Source organism: Chryseobacterium sp. PMSZPI, from assembly GCF_002835665.1.
Classification (GTDB): Bacteria; Bacteroidota; Bacteroidia; order Flavobacteriales; family Weeksellaceae; genus Chryseobacterium.
Window position 1 is genome coordinate 1 of sequence record NZ_PIZV01000075.1, and the last position, 17,675, is coordinate 17,675.

Sequence of the window (17,675 nt, forward strand, 5' to 3'; positions counted from 1 at the left end):
TTTCAAAACCTTTATCCGTGTCAGATAAATTCACGGCGTTTATCGCCTTAGATATTGCCATTGGTGAATTGTGGGCAATATTAGTCGCTAATTCTTTCGTTTTGGTTAATAATTCTTCAATAGGGTATACTTCATTTACCAATCCAATCTCTTTTGCCTTTTGGGCAGGGACCATTTTAGCAGAGAAGATCATTTCGTTGGCAATACCTTTTCCGACAAGCTTTGGAAGCCTTTGAGTTCCTCCGTATCCTGGAATTAATCCCAGTGTTACTTCAGGAAGCCCAAGTTTGGCATTTTCCGATGCATATCTGATATGGCATGCCATAGCAAGCTCTAAACCACCGCCTAATGCAAAACCATTAACGGCTGCAATGACAGGTTTAGTCATATTTTCAATTTTGTTGAACAGAGAGTTTTGTCCGTTTCTGGCAAGCTCTTCAGCTTTTTCCTGTCCAAAATCACTAAATTCTTTAATGTCAGCTCCGGCTACAAAAGACTTTTCTCCGCTTCCTGTAATGATGATTACTCTGCAAGAATTGTCTGAATTAAGCTCGTCAAGGGCTGTACTGAGTTCCTGAATTGTTTTTGCATTAAGAGCATTTAAACTTTCAGGTCTGTTTATGGTAATGATAGATAATTTATCTTCCTTTTTTAATAATATGTTTTCGTAACTCATTTTTCCACTTTAAAATATCATCCCTTGCAAATTATGAATTTTTTACAAAAAAAAGGAAAAAATATTATTTTTTTTTCCTTTTTTTTAATTTATTGTTCAATATGATTATTTGGAATGATTCATCATATTTGCATCAATATTAATATTTAATTGAGATGCTACTTTCATGCCAAGCTCTATATTAGCCCTGAAAAAGTGGCATAATTGCCTGTTGATAATCTCATCTCTTTTCGGCCCGTTTATCCCTTTCATGCTTCCCACAATATTTTGAATCAGATGATCTCTGTCTTCAGCATTCATTGCTTTTGAGTACAATAACCCGGGTTGTGTATAATGATCACTGTCGTTTTCATTTCTATTATAACTGGCAACGTGAGCACTATCTAATTCATATTCAAAGCTTTTGTATGATGAATCAGGTTTGATGTTATCGAAGCTGTTAGGGTAGTAGTTAGGTTTATCCTGGTATTGACTTGAGTCGGCCATATATCCATCCCTCTGATAATTATTGACAGCAAAAGGACAACGGTTTACTTCAAGCTGATGCGAATTTACTCCCACTCTATATCGGTGCGCGTCAGGATAAGAAAATAATCTTCCCTGAAGCATTTTATCAGGAGAGAAACTAATCCCGTTGATCAAACTGCTAGGTGAAAAGGTAGATTGTTCAACATGTGCAAAATAATTGACAGGAATTTCATTAAGCTCCATTTCACCTACTTCAATCAATGGAAAATCATCATGGAACCATACTTTGGTGACATCAAAAGGATTCCATCTGAAATCTTTTGCCTGCTCTTCCGTCATTACCTGAATGTAGAGAGTCCATTTCGGGAAGTCCCCATTTTCAATAGCATTGCAAAGGTCTTCCTGAGCAAAGTCAGGATTTTCTCCCGCCATTTTTACGGCTTCTTCATCCGTGAAGTTTTTTACTCCCTGTTTTGTTTTGAAATGGAATTTCACCCAAACTCTTTCATTCTGGTCATTGATCATTGAGAATGTATGAGAACCAAAGCCGTGCATATGTCGGTAACCATAAGGTGTTCCTCTGTCTGACATTAATATAAGAACCTGATGAAGTGATTCGGGGTTTAAACTCCAGAAATCCCACATCATCGTAGCACTCTTTAAATTTGTTTTTGGAAGTCTCTTTTGGGTATGAATAAAGTCAGGGAACTTTTTAGCATCCTTAATAAAGAATACAGGAGTGTTGTTTCCAACAAGATCCCAGTTTCCATCTTCAGTATAAAATTTTAAAGCAAATCCTCTTGGGTCTCTTGCTGTATCTGCACTTCCTTTTTCTCCACCTACAGTAGAGAAACGGGCAAACATTCTGCATGAGTTCCCTATTTTTGAGAAAAGTTTTGCCTTGGTATACTGGCTGATATCATGAGTTACGGTAAATGTTCCATAGGCACCGCTTCCTTTGGCATGCACAATTCTTTCAGGAATTCTTTCCCTAACGAAATGTGCAAGATTTTCCTGAAGAATAAAGTCCTGCAACAATACCGGGCCTCTTGGTCCTACCGTCTGCGAATCCTGGTGCTCATAATAAGGTGCGCCGTTACTTAACGTTAATTTTTTAGAATCCATATATTGATGATTTGAATAATTGTTCTCTTGTTTTCTAAATCCAAGTGTAAAGGTACTAAATATCAAATTTACTTGAATTTTTAATTGCTAATAGCAAAAACGTTATATCTTTGTAATAGATAATATTAATCAAATGAACATTCAGCAACTGGAATACCTTATCGCTGTTGATAAGTATAAACATTTTGGTAAAGCAGCTCAGGCGTGCTTCATTACACAGCCTACCTTAAGCGCCATGATACAGAAATTTGAAGATGAATTGGATGTGAAGGTTTTCGACAGAACTACACACCCAATCCGTACTACAGATGTAGGTCTTCAGATCATCGATCAGGCTAAGGTTATTATAGAGTCTGTCAATGAGCTGAAAAACAAAGCCAATCTTTTGAATAATATTTTAGGAGGAACGATCAATTTGGGAATTATTCCTACTGTTTCTTCATTCATTCTGCCTACGGAAATCTTCAAATTCCTTGAGGAAAATCCAAAAATCCAGATGAATGTAAAAGAAATGACAACTGATAATATTATTAAAGCTTTAAAAGCCGGAGAATTGGATGCAGGAATTATTTCTACTCCTTATGATACCGCTGATGAGTTTTATCAGGATTTCTTATTCAATGAAGAATTGATGATCTACAGTTCCAATACTGAAGCGAACAAAAAGAACTCTTATATTATCCCTGAAGAATTGAATGTAGAAAAAGTTTGGTTGCTTGAAGAAGGTAATTGCCTTAGAAATCAGTTCGAAAATATCTGCCATCTGAAAGAAAATACGTTGAAACCTAAAAATTTAGATTTCCTGGCTTCCAATATTCAGACTTTGGTACATATGGTAGATAAAGTGGGAGGAATCAGTATTTTGCCGGAGCTTGCTCTTAGCCAGCTTTCGGAAGAACAGAAAAAGAACGTATTCAGATTCAAAAAACCATTCCCATACAGAGAGATCAGTATTATATATTATAAGCCGACTTTTAAACAAAAGATCATTGATGAATTATCACATTCTATCAAAAATTCTTTAGAATTGAAGCTGAATTATCACGAGAGCCCAAAAGAATTTGTAAGCATAAAGCCTCAGTAATAAAAAGGCTTTACAATGATATAAATCATTAATTTAAAGAAAATTATAATTAGTAAACAAATTTTTTGAGTATTAGAAAAATAGTGCTTAAATTTGCTGACGTTTATTAACGAGGAAAAATTTGACCTGATTGCAACCTCTATAAAAAAATGCTAAAACAGTATTCTTTTTTCGGGCCATTTATTCTTATTTTTCTTCGACAATATTTTATTTTTAATCTAAAAAACAAAGAATAATATGTCTTATTTATTTACGTCTGAATCAGTTTCAGAAGGACATCCGGATAAAATTGCGGATCAAATCTCCGATGCACTAATCGATCATTTTTTAGCATATGACAAAAGTTCAAAAGTAGCATGTGAAACTCTTGTAACTACCGGACAGGTGGTATTGGCAGGAGAAGTAAAATCTGATGCTTACCTTGATGTTCAAACGATTGCCAGAGAAGTAATCAACGGAATTGGATATACAAAGGGTGAATATATGTTCAATGGTGATTCTTGTGGAGTGATTTCTGCAATCCATGAACAGTCTCCTGATATCAACCAGGGTGTTGACAGAGCTGTAAATGATGAGTCTTTTGAAGCTAAAGCAAATGCACAGGGAGCTGGTGACCAAGGAATGATGTTTGGTTATGCTACCAACGAAACAGCGAACTATATGCCTCTTGCGTTAGATTTGGCACATACTATCCTTAAGGAACTTTCTGCAATCAGAAGAGAAAATAAAGAGATTGCTTACTTACGTCCTGATGCAAAAAGTCAGGTAACTATTGAGTATTCTGACGATCATAAACCAATCAGAATTGATTCTATTGTAGTTTCTACTCAGCATGATGATTTCGGTACGGAAGAAGAAATGTTGAACAAGATTCGTGAAGATATCAAAAATATCCTTGTTCCTAGAGTTGTTGCACAGCAGACTGAAGAGATTAAGGCATTATTCAATGATCAGATTAAATATCATATTAATCCTACAGGTAAATTCGTAATTGGAGGTCCTCATGGAGATACTGGTCTTACAGGAAGAAAAATCATTGTAGATACTTACGGTGGAAAAGGTGCTCACGGTGGAGGTGCATTCTCAGGAAAAGACCCTTCAAAAGTAGACAGAAGTGCAGCTTATGCGACAAGACACATTGCTAAAAACCTTGTAGCAGCAGGAGTAGCTGATGAAGTTTTGGTTCAGGTTTCTTACGCTATCGGAGTCGCTGAGCCTTGTGGTTTATATATCAACACTTACGGAACTGCGAAAGTAGATCTTCACGATGGTGATATTGCTAAAAAAGTGTCTGCAATTTTCGATTTAAGACCATATGCAATCGAGCAAAACCTAAAATTGAGAAATCCTATCTATCAGGAAACAGCTTCTTACGGACATATGGGTAAAGAACATTATGTTGCTGATAAAACTTTCAATAAAGGTCATAAGAATGAGCTTACATTGAAAGATCTTGAGTTCTTCACTTGGGAAAAATTAGACAAAGTAGAAGAAATTAAGGCCGCTTTCGGAATTTAATTTCTTCTTTAACGAATAAATGAGCTGCTTTATCTTCAGATAAGGCAGTTTTTTTTATTTTTACACTTTAATTAATTGAAAGATGATGAATTTTCGAACTGCAATCGCAATCCTTTCCCTGTTTTTTCTAAGTACATTAGCAAAAGCTCAATATACGATGCATAAAATGATTAGTGTGGGATATACTTATCAGAATCAAAGTTTTGGGGAAGTGGGAGGTAAATTGCTTTTTCTTAAAAATGATGATGTGATTTACAGATTGGGCGCATCCGCTTTGATGGGAGTTGCCGATTCGAAATTTGCAATTATGCCGAAACTACAGGCAGATGTATTGCTTAATTTTGAAAAAAATGTAGACTTCTATCATTCCTACTACTTTTTAGTGGGTGCAGAAGGTACCAATAAATATATAGCCCCTAAAATCGGAGTTACTTTATTTGGAATGTTAGACCTTACAGGAGGCTATGCTTTCCCTATCGGAGATACCCGTTTGAATGGAAAAGAAATGAAAGGATTAAATGTTAATTTGACATTAAATATCCCTACTGTGTTCATTCATGATATGTTTAAGTGATTTTTTTTAAATTTTTATTGTGAAAATTTAATAATAGGTTAACAGTTATTAAAAAATTATTATATTTACACCATAATATAATTGTACCCGCCTATAGAAGAGACTCTACTCTAAGAATCGTTTTGTATATACAGCAAAAGCCAGATGGATATCTGGAGTATACCTGTCTGCAAATATTTATATTGAGAAGAGTTATGAAATCAAAATCGGATAGTTTACTAATTTCGCTTTACCAGAAAGGTGATGAAGGAGCGTTATCAACCCTTATTCATCGCCATCAGAGAGAACTGTTTACATTCATTTTTTACAAAATTAATGATGAAGATTTAGCCAACGATATTTTTCAGGATACATTCATGAAAATCATTGTGATGCTGAAAGAAGGACGCTATAACGAAGAAGGTAAATTCATTCTTTGGGCTAAAAGAATTTCCCATAATTTAATCATTGATCATTTCCGGTCAAAAGCCAAGAATATTAAAGTTTCAGAAACTACTTTTGAAACAGATGAGTATTCTATTTTTGACCTGATCAGAGAACCTTCTGAGAATATCGAGGACCAGCTTGTTTCTAATCAAATTCAAGAAGACTTGCTAAGGATGTTACAATTTCTTCCGCTTAATCAGCAGGAAGTGATTAAATTAAGGTTTTTTGACGGTTTAAGCTTTAAAGAGATTGCAGATCATACAGATATGAGTATCAATACCACATTAGGTAGGGTAAGATATGCATTAATAAACCTGAGAAAAATCATGGATGAAAATAATATAATATTAACCAGATAAGATAATATTTTGTAAAAATTCACGTTTTAAGGAAAACATACTTCGCTTATGAAAAAAAATGACTCCTTAAAAGTGAAAACTTTGAAACCTAAAAAACAGACCATTGATTTTTTGCTCAATTTTTCTAAAAGTGTAGAAATTGTAAAAAGTAAGAGCAAAAATTATCCTATCTCAAAAAATTAAAATTATTAACTTTGTGCTGTATGAAAATGCAGCACGTTTTTTTTGACCTAGACAATACGCTCTGGGATCATCGCAGAAATGCCTATCTGACTATCAAAGATCTTTTCGAAAAAAAAGAAATTACTTCAAAGTATAAAATTGACTTTGAAGAGTTTCATGCTGTTTACCATGAAATCAACGAAAGTTTATGGGAAAAGATCAGAGATGGTATTATAGGCAAAGAGTATTTGAGAGAACACCGTTTTTATGACTCATTCAAACATTTTGGGGTAGATGACAAAGAATTGTCCCTTTATTTTGAAGAGAACTTTTTGGATAATATTGTGAGTCATAATGAATTGGTAGAAGGAGCAGAAGATATTCTTGATTATTTAAAAGCCAAGAATTATACATTACACATTATTTCCAACGGTTTTCAGGAGGTTACGGAAAGGAAATGTACATTATCCGGAATTGCCCCTTATTTTAAGACCATTACAAGCGCGGATGCCGTAGGAGTAAGAAAACCCAATCCTAAGATTTTTGAATACTCTCTTGGGCTATCAGAAGCAAAGAAAGAAGAAAGTATTATGATCGGTGATGACTGGATCGCTGATGCTATAGGAGGAAGAGATTTCGGAATGGAAACTATCTTTTTTGATGTCTATAAGGAAGAGAAAAAGGAAGTCGGATTAAAGTCCATAACCCATCTTCAACAAATTAAAGAATATTTATAGTCTGAAGTCCCGATACTTTAGCTGAAAAATAAAAAGGCTGCTTCATTATTTGAAGCAGTCTTTTATTATGCTGAAAAATCCGGGGTTAAAACCCTAAACTTGTTCTTACCCTTTTAAGAGTTTCCATTGCGATAGGTCTTGTTTTTTCTGCCCCTTGTTGTAGTTTTGTTTCAAGCTCATCAAGGTTATTCATATAATAAGAGAATATTTCTCTTTCTTTGGCAAAACGAATAAGGATAAGATCTAAAAGCTCTTTCTTAGCGTGTCCATATCCGAAGTTTCCAGCCAGATATTTTGCTCTTAGCTCTTCGGTTTGCTCAGGTGTGGCGATAAGTTCATAGATCTGGAAAGTCTTATCCGTTTCCGGGTCTTTAGGCTCTTCTAAAGATTTAGAATCTGATTCAATACTCATTACCTGTTTTTTCAATTCCTTTTCAGGCAGGAAGATATTAATGATATTTCCCATCGATTTGGACATTTTACGTCCATCAGTTCCAGGAACATATTTTGTGTCTTCTTGAAGTTCTGCCTGTGGTAAAACAAGAACTTCGCCCATTTGATTATTGAATCTGGATGCTACATCTCTTGCAATTTCCAAATGCTGGAGCTGGTCTTTTCCTACAGGAACAATCTCTGCATCATACAACAAAATATCTGCTGCCATCAGGATAGGATAGGTAAACAGACCTGCGTTCACATCCTGAAGACGGTCTGCCTTATCTTTAAACGAATGAGCCAATGTTAATCTTTGATAAGGGAAAAAACATGATAAATGCCAAGATAGTTCACAGGTTTCAGCGATATCACTTTGTCTGTAGAAGAATGTTTTTTCAGTATCTAATCCACAAGCAAGCCAAGCCGCAGCAATCTCGTAGGTGTTTTGTCTTAAAGTCTGCGCATCTTTTATCTGTGTAAGCGTATGAAGATTTGCAATAAATAAAAATGATTCATTTCCTTCCTGCTTGGAAAGTTCGATCGCAGGAATAATAGCCCCTAATAAGTTTCCAAGATGGGGTGTTCCGGTGGCTTGAATGCCGGTAAGAATTCTTGACATTGTTTAAAATTTATATTTAAAAATTAATGAATTGCAAATTTACGAGGTTTGGGGGGAATAATGAATTAAAAGATTAAAAGATTAAAAGATTAAAAGATCTTGTTGTTAAATTCAATATTTGCTTGGCTGTATCAATAGAGGTGGGTTATGATCCTGAGCGTAGACGAAGGAAGCCCGCCTTGCATAAAAATAACAATTCCATTGGCTTTAGCCTAAACCTAAATGTCATTTCTCGCAGATTGTGCAAATTTCGCAAATCTTTTTCTCCATAATCATTTGTGAAAACCTATGTAATCCGTGGTTAAAAAATTTACGGAATAATAATCTTTTCCCCGCCAAATTTCGGTTGTATACCAAAGATCAGATCCCAATATACTTTGGCTTTAGCAAGATACTCTCTCAAATTGGTCTTTAACCCCGCATATTTATTCACATCTGCGGCATTATATCCGAAGGCTTCTATTCCATTTTTTTTCGCTAGGAAAACAGCTCTTTCATTGTGAAACTTCTGAGAGATAATAACCAGTTTTGTCTGGTTGAAAATATCCTTAGCTCTTATTACGGAATCCAATGTTCTAAAACCGGCATGGTCCAAAATGATATGATCCTGCGGAATACCTTGTTTTATTAGTTCCAGTTGCATATCCTCGGGCTCATTATAATCTTTCGTACTATTATCGCCACTTACGATGATGTATTGTATTTTTCCGCTTTGATACAAATCCGCAGCTGCTTTAATTCTATTGTAGAAATAAGCATTCGGCATTCCATTGTTTAATGTTTTTCCGGTTCCTAATAACAGGGCAGTTTTTGTTTCCGGGATATCAGCTATATTGTAAGAAACAAATGCTTCACTATCCTTTTTGATACTGTAATTCGCCCATGCGACAAAAATAATTCCTGCCACCAGAAGCAGCAGGAAAATTTTAAAAATATTTTTAATTAGTTTCTTCATCCGATGTAAATCTTTTAAAATTCAAGACCGTTCGGGAACGCTTTTTTTCTGAAGATTAATAATAATGCGGCCCCTACAGTAATTGCAGAATCGGCAACATTGAAAATATATTTAAAAAATTCAATATGTTTTCCTCCGATTAAAGGCCAATTGTCGGGAACATACCAATCTACCAGAGGAAAGTGAAGCATGTCTACAACACATCCTTTCATAAAAGTAGAATAACCATGACCGAATGAAGTGATTTTGGAGATCCCGCCATATCCAATCCATCGGTCAATACTCGGGTCGTAAACCGTTCCGCTGTCAAAGATCATTCCGTAGAACATCCCATCAATAAGGTTTCCGATTGCACCTGCAAAGATAATGGACATAGGGATCAAAAGATAATTGGAAGCTCCTTCTTTTAGCCATTTTTTAAACATGTAAACCATTCCTCCGATTAAGAAAATTCTTAAAATAACGAGAAAATACTTTCCGATGATTCCTCCGAAATGAAACCCGTAAGCCATTCCGGGATTTTCTACAAACGTTAATTTAAAGCCTGGAAAAACAGAAATGCTGTCATCCAGATTGAAATGAGTTTTGATATAAATTTTTGAAGCCTGGTCGATTAACAACACCAAAAATGTGATAGCTAAAATCTTTTTCATTATTGTCCTTTAGGTTTTGATGGTCTGCCGGCAGGTTTTACATTTTTATTGTCACTTGCTTTCTTGATCACTTTCTGTCCATTGAATGAACTTTTAACGTGAGCCTTCTCAAACTTTATGTTCATTTCTTTCAAAACGCTTTTTAGCGCACTAAGCTCCATAGAATTTTTAGGATGTACTATGATAGATTCCATTTCTTATATTTAAATTTTACATTTTGGACAATTCATCAAGCCTTTTTCTGTCTTTTGCAGAAAGGTCATTGATTCCGTTTTTGCCCATTTTACTCAAAAGCCTGTCGATTTCTTTCTCCCTGTCGCGTTTATCGGAATTGAACTTATCATCAATCGTATAATTTCTTTGTTTGTCCGGAAAGAATCTGTTTTTGATCCATTCTCTGTTGAAAAACAATAAAACTATAGCAACAATAATCCCTAAAATCAATAACTCGTTCATGGGTATACATTAAAAATTAGGTTTATAAAGTATCCGTGAATACGATATAAACCCAATATTATTTACAAACCTTTCGGTTATTTTTGCATGTTTTTCGCTTCGATGCTCAACGTAGCATGAGGAACGGCTAGAAGTCTTTCCTTAGGAATTAATTTTCCTGTTACTCTACAAACACCGTACGTTTTATTTTCGATTCTGATTAACGCATTCTTAAGATCACGCACGAATTTTTCCTGTCTTCCTGCCAAAATAGAATTCTGCTCTTTACTTAATGTCTCAGCTCCTTCTTCAAATGCTTTGAAGGTAGGTGAAGTATCATCTGTTCCGTTATTCTGGTCATTGATGAAACTTTCTCTGATCAGTTGCAAATCTTTTTCTGCTTTTTCTATTTTTTCTTTAATGATCGCTTTAAATTCCTGTAAATCAGCATCGCTGTATCTAACTCTTTCGTCTGACATATTCTTTCTCTTTTTTAATAAAATTATGAAATGGAATTTGAAATACAATAACTACATGTTAATTTTTTTCGATATTTATCTTAAAATTAACCTCATCTATTTCGATTTCGTTAAAATTTGAAAGTGAAGATACAATTTCTATTTTATTTGACAAGACCTCAGAAGAAATATATTCCTCATTTTTCTTAATATCCTCCATAAACGGTGAATTTTCTTCAATGGAGATATTAATTCTGTCTGTCAATTCAAAGTCTTTGTCTTTTCGCAGGTTTTGAATTCTGTTGATGAATTCTCTTGCGATACCTTCAGATTTTAATTCATCTGTTAACGTCAAATCTAATGCCACAGTTGTTTTTCCGTCAGAAGTTACCGTCCATCCAGGAATATCTTTTGTTGAGATTTCTACATCGTCAAGCGTAATCTCATACCCCTGAATATCAAGTTTCCCTTCTTTTTCAAGACCGGCAATTTGTTCTGTGGTAAGATTGCTAATCTCGGCACCTACCACCTTCATGTCTTTTCCTAATTTAGGTCCTAGTGCTTTGAAGTTTGGCTTTATCTGTTTTACAATTAAGTGAGATGCTTCCTCAGCATTGATTAATTGTAATTCTTTCACGTTGACTTCCTGTTTGATCAGATCTGCTACAGCAAGAATCTGTTCTTCCGTTTTTGAATCCAATACAGGAATCAATACTTTTTGTAATGGCTGACGTACTTTTACGTTTTCTTTCTTTCTTAAAGAGAAAACCATACTTGTAATGTTCTGAGCTAAGTGCGTTTTTTCAACCAGATCCTGATCGATTAAGTTTTCATCAGCTACCGGGAAGTCCGTTAAGTGTACAGATTCACAGTTTTCTTTTCCGGTTACTTTATTTAAATCCTGATACAATTGATCCATAAAGAATGGAGCAATAGGAGCAGATAGCTTAGCTACTACTTCAAGACAAGTATATAAAGTCTGGTAAGCGGAGATCTTATCATCAGAGTAATCTCCTTTCCAGAAACGTCTTCTACACAATCTTACATACCAGTTACTCAAGTTATCATTCACAAATGTACTGATGGCTCTGGCTACTCTTGTAGGTTCGTAATCTTCGTAGAATGCCTTTACTTCCTTAATCAATAAATTCAATTCAGAAAGGATCCATCTGTCGATTTCCGGACGGTTTTCCACTTCTTTCTCTGAATAGTTGAACCCGTCAACATTCGCATACAATGCAAAGAATGAATAGGTGTTGTAAAGTGTCCCAAAGAACTTTCTTCTCACTTCATCAATTCCTTCAATATCAAACTTCAGGTTTTCCCAAGGATTGGCATTGGAGATCATATACCAACGGGTAGCATCCGGTCCGTATACAGAAAGCGTTTCGAAAGGATCTACTGCGTTTCCTAAACGTTTTGACATCTTCTGCCCGTTTTTATCCAAAACAAGACCATTACTCATTACATTTTTATAAGCAACAGAATCAAAGACCGTTGTTCCGATAGCATGTAGTGTATAGAACCATCCACGAGTCTGGTCAACACCTTCTGCGATGAAGTCAGCCGGGAATGCTTTATTGTTGTCGATTAATTCTTTATTTTCAAAAGGATAGTGCAATTGTGCATATGGCATTGAACCGGAATCGAACCAAACGTCGATCAAGTCGCTCTCACGCTTCATTGCTTTTCCTGAATCAGAAACCAAAACTACTTTGTCTACTACATTTTTGTGAAGATCAACCAATTCATAGTTGGACTCAGACATATTCCCGATGACAAAACCTTTGAAAGGGTTTTCCGTCATCAATCCTGCAGCGATAGACTTTTCAATTTCATTATAAAGCTCTTCTACGGAACCCATGATCTTTTCTTCTTTCAGGTCATCGGTTCTCCAGATTGGCAATGGAATTCCCCAATATCTCGAACGGGATAAGTTCCAGTCGTTCACATTCTCCAGCCAGTTGGCAAAACGTCCTTCTCCGGTAGCTTTTGGCTTCCAGTTGATCTCTTTGTTTAGGTTAACCAATCTGTCTTTTACAGCGGTCATTTTTACAAACCAAGAATCCAACGGATAGTATAATACCGGTTTGTCTGTTCTCCAGCAGTGTGGATAAGAGTGGACGTACTTTTCTACTTTGAAGGCTTTGTTTTCAGTTTTTAATAAGATGGCAAGTTCTACATCCCAAGACTTTTCAGGAGCAGTCCCTTCATCATAATATTCGTTCTTGATATACTTTTCTGAGAATACTTCAGGAACATTTTCTCCTTTGATGAATCTTCCTTGTAAATCTACCAGTGGAACAAGATTGTCATTTTCATCTTTTACCAACATTGGCGGGATCTCAGGCTGAGCCATTTTAGCCACTCTTGCATCATCAGCACCAAAAGTAGGTGCTGTATGTACGATACCTGTACCGTCCTCAGTAGTTACAAAATCTCCAAGGATTACTCTGAAAGCGTTTTCAGGATTATCATTTGGCGTAAACCAAGGAACTAATTGCTCATATTTTGTGTCAACAAGCTTTTCACCTGTGAACTCTTTTAATATTTTGAACGGAATTACTTTAGTTTCCGGAGTATAGTTGGCAAAATCTTCATCAGTACCTTCTGTATATTTTTTACCGAAAACTTTAGGTAAAAGAACGCTGGATAAAATAACTGTTACCGGCTCGAATGTATATTGATTGAATGTTTTAACTACAACATATTCAATATCTCTACCTACTGTAAGGGCAGTGTTGGATGGCAACGTCCATGGAGTCGTCGTCCAAGCCAGGATATGTACATCTCCGTCAACATCGTTGAATAGGGCAGATGAATCTTTTTTAACTTTAAACTGAGCCACAACTGTAGTGTCAGAAACATCACGATACGTTCCGGGCTGATTCAATTCATGTGAAGAAAGTCCTGTTCCTGCTTTTGGAGAGTAAGGCTGGATCGTATATCCTTTATACAACAAGCTTTTGTCATATAATTGCTTTAACAACCACCAAACGGTTTCCATATATTTTGACTTATACGTGATATACGGATCATTAAGATCTACCCAATATCCGATTTTTTCAGTAAGGTTATTCCAAACATCAGTATAACGCATTACAGCTTCACGACAAGCTTTGTTGTAATCTTCAATCGATATTTTTTTACCGATATCTTCTTTTGTAATTCCTAATTCTTTTTCTACACCCAGTTCCACAGGAAGGCCATGGGTATCCCAACCCGCCTTACGGAAAACCTGCTTTCCGTTCTGCGTCTGGTAACGGCAGAAAATATCTTTCAATGCTCTTGCCATTACGTGGTGAATTCCAGGCATTCCATTTGCTGAAGGCGGACCTTCGTAAAATACAAACTCAGGATTACCCTCGCGAATCTCAACACTCTTGCTGAAAGTTTTATTCAGTTTCCAAAATTCCGCTACATTCTCGGCTATGTCAATAAGGTTGAGGTTTTTATATTCTTTAAATTGGCTCATTGTAAATATCTCAATATTCGTTGATTAATTAAGTTTGCAAATTTAGTGATTTTTGTCGGTTTATAATATATGTTTTATTTTGATATCATCTATTAAAAAGTTCAATTTCAGAAATATAAATGATAAAAGCGGATAAGGGTGCATCTGATTTCATTGTTAATTGAATTTTTTTGAGATATTTGAAGGAACTTTCCGCCTGATTCTAAGGTAATATATTGCATGAAATTCTACCAGAAAAAGAAATATACTCTCGCAGATATTCCAGATTACGCAGATTTTAAAACGATAATAATTTTTATTCCCAATCATCTGTGAAAATCTGTGCCATCTGTGGTTTAAAAAAGTATCCAAAGTTACACAAGATTAAAATAGCACGATCATTGCTTGAAATTTCATATATTTAAATAGACCTAAACTAAAATGATGTATGAAAATCTTTTGTAAACTGATGTTTATTGTTTGTTTTATCAATACCATCAACACGCAAGCTCAAAATTATCCCCAAAACTATTTCCGAAACCCATTGAACATTCCTATGCAGCTGGCAGCCAATTTTGGAGCGGTTCGCTCCAATCATTTTCATATGGGATTGGATCTTCGTACCAATAGTCAGGAAAACTTATCTGTTTTGGCAGCAGCAGAAGGGTATGTAAGCAGAATAAAAGTAGAGCGATACGGTTTTGGAAATGCAATATATATTACTCACCCAAATGGATATACAACTGTTTATGCTCATTTAAATAAATATTTTGATAAACTTGATGCGTATGTGAAGGAGCAACAATATAAAGACGAAAAATGGGAGCAGGATATCACTTTTCAGCCGGGACAATTTCCTGTGACAAAAGGACAATTGATTGCTTTGAGTGGAAATACCGGTGGATCAGCAGGCCCACATTTACATTTTGAAATACGAGATACCAAAACCGAAGAATGTCTCAATCCGTTGCTTTTTGGCTTTGCAATCCCAGATTCTGTAGCTCCGATTATTAGTGGATTGTATTGGTATGACAGAAGATTCAGTACGTATGAGCCGGGAGCTAATGCAATTGCAGTGAAAAAAGCTGGAAATACTTATACAGCAGATATTGTCAGAGTAAATTCACCAACGATAAGCTTTGCAATAAAAGCTGTGGATAAAGCGAATCAAGGATTTAACCTTGGAGTTTATCAGGCGGAATTATTGATGGATGGTAAATTGATTTATGGTTTTTCCATTGATAAAATAAGTTATGATGATACCCGCTATGAGAATGGATGTATTGATTATACCAAATTCTCCAGAGATAAGATGAGTATTCAGCATCTATCTGTTTTGCCGGGAATGAAATTGCCAAATTATAGTCTTCCCAATTTATCAGGAATTATCAACCTTCAGGATAATGAAGCTCATACTATTGAAATCGTTTTAAAAGATGTTAAAGGTAATACAAGCCGATTAGCAACAAAAGTTCAGCTTGGTACATCAGTGAATAAAATTAACCCGACAGGAAATATTGTGCAGCCCAATGAAGCTAAAACAATCACTACACAGAATGCTGAAATTAATTTCAGTAAAAATGCGGTATACGATGCAGTTAATTTTAATGCTAATGAAAAACAGGATACAGATCCTGGCGTGATTTCCAATATTATTAATCTTCACAATCCCTATGTTCCTGTCCATGATAATTATACAGTGAAAATAAGACCGAACAGAAAACTAGACCAAGACGAAAAAAACAAAGCTGTCCTTTTGTTTGATTATGGGAGTGATGCAGATGCCGTAAAAGGAAAGTGGAATGGCGATCGGGTAGAAGGACAGTTTAACAGGCTGGGAACAGTGAAACTGATCTTAGATAATAGTTTACCATTTGTTTCCCCGGATTGGAAAGAAGGAGCAGTTGTTAACAACAGTACCTTACGATTGAAAGGAACTACAAAAGTGGGAGATATTGTTTCGTTCCGTGCGGAACTGGACGGAAAATGGCTTCGTTTTGCAAGAGTGAAGAATGATTTTGTTTATGCTTTTGATGAGAAATGCCCGAAAGGCTCAGGCTCACATACATTGAAAGTTACTACAGCCAATACGGCTGGGAATGTCAATATCCAGACTTTTACATTTCAGAGATAGACTCATCTTTTAAATGTTTTAATCCTTCAATCTTTTAATTTAATTAAATACATTTGCTCAAAATTAAAATCATTGGAATTCCATCCGTCAATCGAAAAAGCCAGCATTCAGGAGATCAAAAAGTTTCAGGAAGAGAAGCTTAGAGACCTTTTAATTTATCTTGAAAATTGTTCACCTTTTTATCAAAAGTTGTTCAGGGGAAATAATATCAATATTGAGGATATTCGGACCTTAGAAGATTTGAAGAAAATCCCTACTACAACAAAGAATGATTTGCAACAGCATAATCACGATTTTTTCTGTATTTCTGCAGATAAGATTGTGGATTACAGTACAACTTCAGGGACGCTGGGAGATCCTGTCACATTCGGATTGTCGGATAATGATCTTGAAAGGCTGGCATATAATGAAGCCATCTCTTTTGCATGCGCGGGAATTCAAAAAGGAGATGTGGTGCAAATGATTACCACCATAGACAAAAGGTTTATGGCCGGTCTTGCTTATTTTTTAGGATTAAGAAAAATGGGTGCGAGTGTGGTAAGAATGGGGCCGGGAATTCCTGAATTGCAGTGGGATTCAATATTTAGATATAAACCTAAATACTTGATCACCGTCCCATCTTTCTTACTGAAAATGATTGATTTTGCCGAAAAACATGGTTTGGATTATAAGAATTCCAGTGTATATGGAGCTGTTTGTATTGGAGAAAGCATCAAAAATCAGGATTTTACGGATAATATACTTTCACAAAAAATTAAAGAAAAATGGAATATTAAACTTTTTTCTACTTATGCTTCAACCGAGATGAGCACAGCATTCACCGAATGCGAATATCAGATTGGGGGACATCATCATCCGGAACTGATCATTACAGAAATTCTTGATGATCTTGGAGCTCCTGTGAAAGAGGGAGAAAGTGGTGAGCTTACTATTACCACCTTGGGAGTAGAAGCTATTCCTTTATTAAGGTTTAAAACAGGAGATATTGTAAAAGCACATTATCAACCATGTAAATGTGGGAGAAACACGATGAGATTAGGCCCTGTAATCGGTAGAATGCAGCAAATGATTAAATACAAAGGAACAACACTCTATCCACCGGCACTGAATGATATTCTGAATGATTTCACTAGTATTTTATGTTACCAGATTGTCATTCAGGCTAATGAAATCGGACTTGATGAAATTATTATCAAGTTAAGTACAGAAGAGGAAAATGAAAATTTTGTGAATGAAGTAAGAGATCATTTCCGCGCTAAACTGAGAGTAAGCCCTAAAATTGAAATTGTTGAATTTGATATTTTGTCTAAAATAGTGTTTAACCCCAACAGCAGAAAGCCGATCACATTTATTGATCTGAGATAAATTAAATAAACAAAGAACGGTCTGGACTCCAGACCGTT

The 17,675-nt window shown here is 35.5% G+C and carries 16 protein-coding genes; 7 read left to right on the forward strand and 9 right to left on the reverse strand.

The features are described from left to right. On the reverse strand, window positions 1-676 hold a 676-nt coding region (locus CW752_RS15575; protein WP_101240622.1), incomplete at its 3' end, for an enoyl-CoA hydratase/isomerase family protein. 105 nt (window positions 677-781) lie between these two features. Next, window positions 782-2,269 carry a catalase gene (locus CW752_RS15580; protein WP_101240623.1) on the reverse strand — a complete coding sequence of 496 codons (1,488 nt, stop codon included), beginning with the start codon at window positions 2,267-2,269 and terminating at the stop codon, window positions 782-784. 133 nt (window positions 2,270-2,402) lie between these two features. On the opposite strand from CW752_RS15580, the gene CW752_RS15585 reads away from it, so the two are divergent. The 5 genes from CW752_RS15585 (at window position 2,403) to CW752_RS15605 (ending at window position 7,129) form a co-directional block, all read left to right on the forward strand. Continuing rightward, window positions 2,403-3,353: a LysR substrate-binding domain-containing protein gene (locus tag CW752_RS15585; protein ID WP_065396444.1), complete on the forward strand. Its 951-nt coding sequence runs from the start codon at window positions 2,403-2,405 to the stop codon at window positions 3,351-3,353. A gap of 237 nt (window positions 3,354-3,590) precedes the next feature. Continuing rightward, a complete protein-coding gene (metK, locus tag CW752_RS15590; RefSeq protein WP_101240624.1) occupies window positions 3,591-4,871 on the forward strand; it encodes a methionine adenosyltransferase in 1,281 nt (426 codons plus the stop codon). Window positions 4,872-4,953: 82 nt separating this feature from the next. Continuing rightward, window positions 4,954-5,445 carry a hypothetical protein gene (locus CW752_RS15595; RefSeq protein ID WP_101240625.1) on the forward strand — a complete coding sequence of 164 codons (492 nt, stop codon included), beginning with the start codon at window positions 4,954-4,956 and terminating at the stop codon, window positions 5,443-5,445. A gap of 194 nt (window positions 5,446-5,639) precedes the next feature. Continuing rightward, window positions 5,640-6,230 (forward strand): RNA polymerase sigma factor, encoded by a 591-nt coding sequence (locus CW752_RS15600; RefSeq protein WP_047097132.1) that lies wholly within the window; start codon window positions 5,640-5,642, stop codon window positions 6,228-6,230. A gap of 203 nt (window positions 6,231-6,433) precedes the next feature. Then, window positions 6,434-7,129, forward strand: coding sequence for a YjjG family noncanonical pyrimidine nucleotidase (locus CW752_RS15605; RefSeq protein ID WP_101240626.1), 696 nt, complete (start codon window positions 6,434-6,436; stop codon window positions 7,127-7,129). An 85-nt stretch (window positions 7,130-7,214) separates the two neighbouring features. Here CW752_RS15605 and trpS read toward each other — a convergent pair whose 3' ends face one another. The 7 genes from trpS to ileS all read right to left on the reverse strand — a co-directional run bounded on the left by trpS (window position 7,215) and on the right by ileS (window position 14,159). Then, the gene (trpS, locus tag CW752_RS15610) at window positions 7,215-8,183 is read right to left on the reverse strand and encodes a tryptophan--tRNA ligase (RefSeq protein ID WP_101240627.1); all 969 of its coding nucleotides are present in this window, start codon (window positions 8,181-8,183) and stop codon (window positions 7,215-7,217) included. Between the two features lie 310 nt (window positions 8,184-8,493). Continuing rightward, on the reverse strand, window positions 8,494-9,138 hold the full coding sequence (locus tag CW752_RS15615; RefSeq protein WP_101240628.1) for a vancomycin high temperature exclusion protein: 645 nt from the start codon (window positions 9,136-9,138) through the stop codon (window positions 8,494-8,496). 14 nt (window positions 9,139-9,152) lie between these two features. Continuing rightward, window positions 9,153-9,791 carry a lipoprotein signal peptidase gene (locus CW752_RS15620; RefSeq protein ID WP_101240629.1) on the reverse strand — a complete coding sequence of 213 codons (639 nt, stop codon included), beginning with the start codon at window positions 9,789-9,791 and terminating at the stop codon, window positions 9,153-9,155. After that, window positions 9,791-9,985, reverse strand: a complete 195-nt coding sequence (locus tag CW752_RS15625) for a DUF2683 family protein (protein WP_101240630.1) — start codon at window positions 9,983-9,985, stop codon at window positions 9,791-9,793. The genes CW752_RS15620 and CW752_RS15625 overlap by 1 nt, the downstream gene beginning before the upstream one ends. Window positions 9,986-10,001: 16 nt before the next feature. After that, window positions 10,002-10,247: a DUF6576 domain-containing protein gene (locus tag CW752_RS15630; protein WP_101240631.1), complete on the reverse strand. Its 246-nt coding sequence runs from the start codon at window positions 10,245-10,247 to the stop codon at window positions 10,002-10,004. A 77-nt stretch (window positions 10,248-10,324) separates the two neighbouring features. Further along, window positions 10,325-10,705 carry a TraR/DksA family transcriptional regulator gene (locus CW752_RS15635; RefSeq protein WP_002983772.1) on the reverse strand — a complete coding sequence of 127 codons (381 nt, stop codon included), beginning with the start codon at window positions 10,703-10,705 and terminating at the stop codon, window positions 10,325-10,327. 58 nt (window positions 10,706-10,763) lie between these two features. Next, window positions 10,764-14,159, reverse strand: a complete 3,396-nt coding sequence (ileS, locus tag CW752_RS15640) for an isoleucine--tRNA ligase (protein ID WP_101240632.1) — start codon at window positions 14,157-14,159, stop codon at window positions 10,764-10,766. Window positions 14,160-14,586: 427 nt separating this feature from the next. Between ileS and CW752_RS17095 the strand changes: the two genes are divergently transcribed. Both CW752_RS17095 and CW752_RS15650 read left to right on the forward strand, forming a co-directional pair. Further along, entirely contained in the window at window positions 14,587-16,272 is a 1,686-nt protein-coding gene (locus CW752_RS17095; RefSeq protein ID WP_101240633.1) for a M23 family metallopeptidase, read from the forward strand. A 72-nt stretch (window positions 16,273-16,344) separates the two neighbouring features. Further along, window positions 16,345-17,637, forward strand: a complete 1,293-nt coding sequence (locus CW752_RS15650; protein WP_101240634.1) for a phenylacetate--CoA ligase family protein — start codon at window positions 16,345-16,347, stop codon at window positions 17,635-17,637. Window positions 17,638-17,675: the final 38 nt, after the last annotated feature.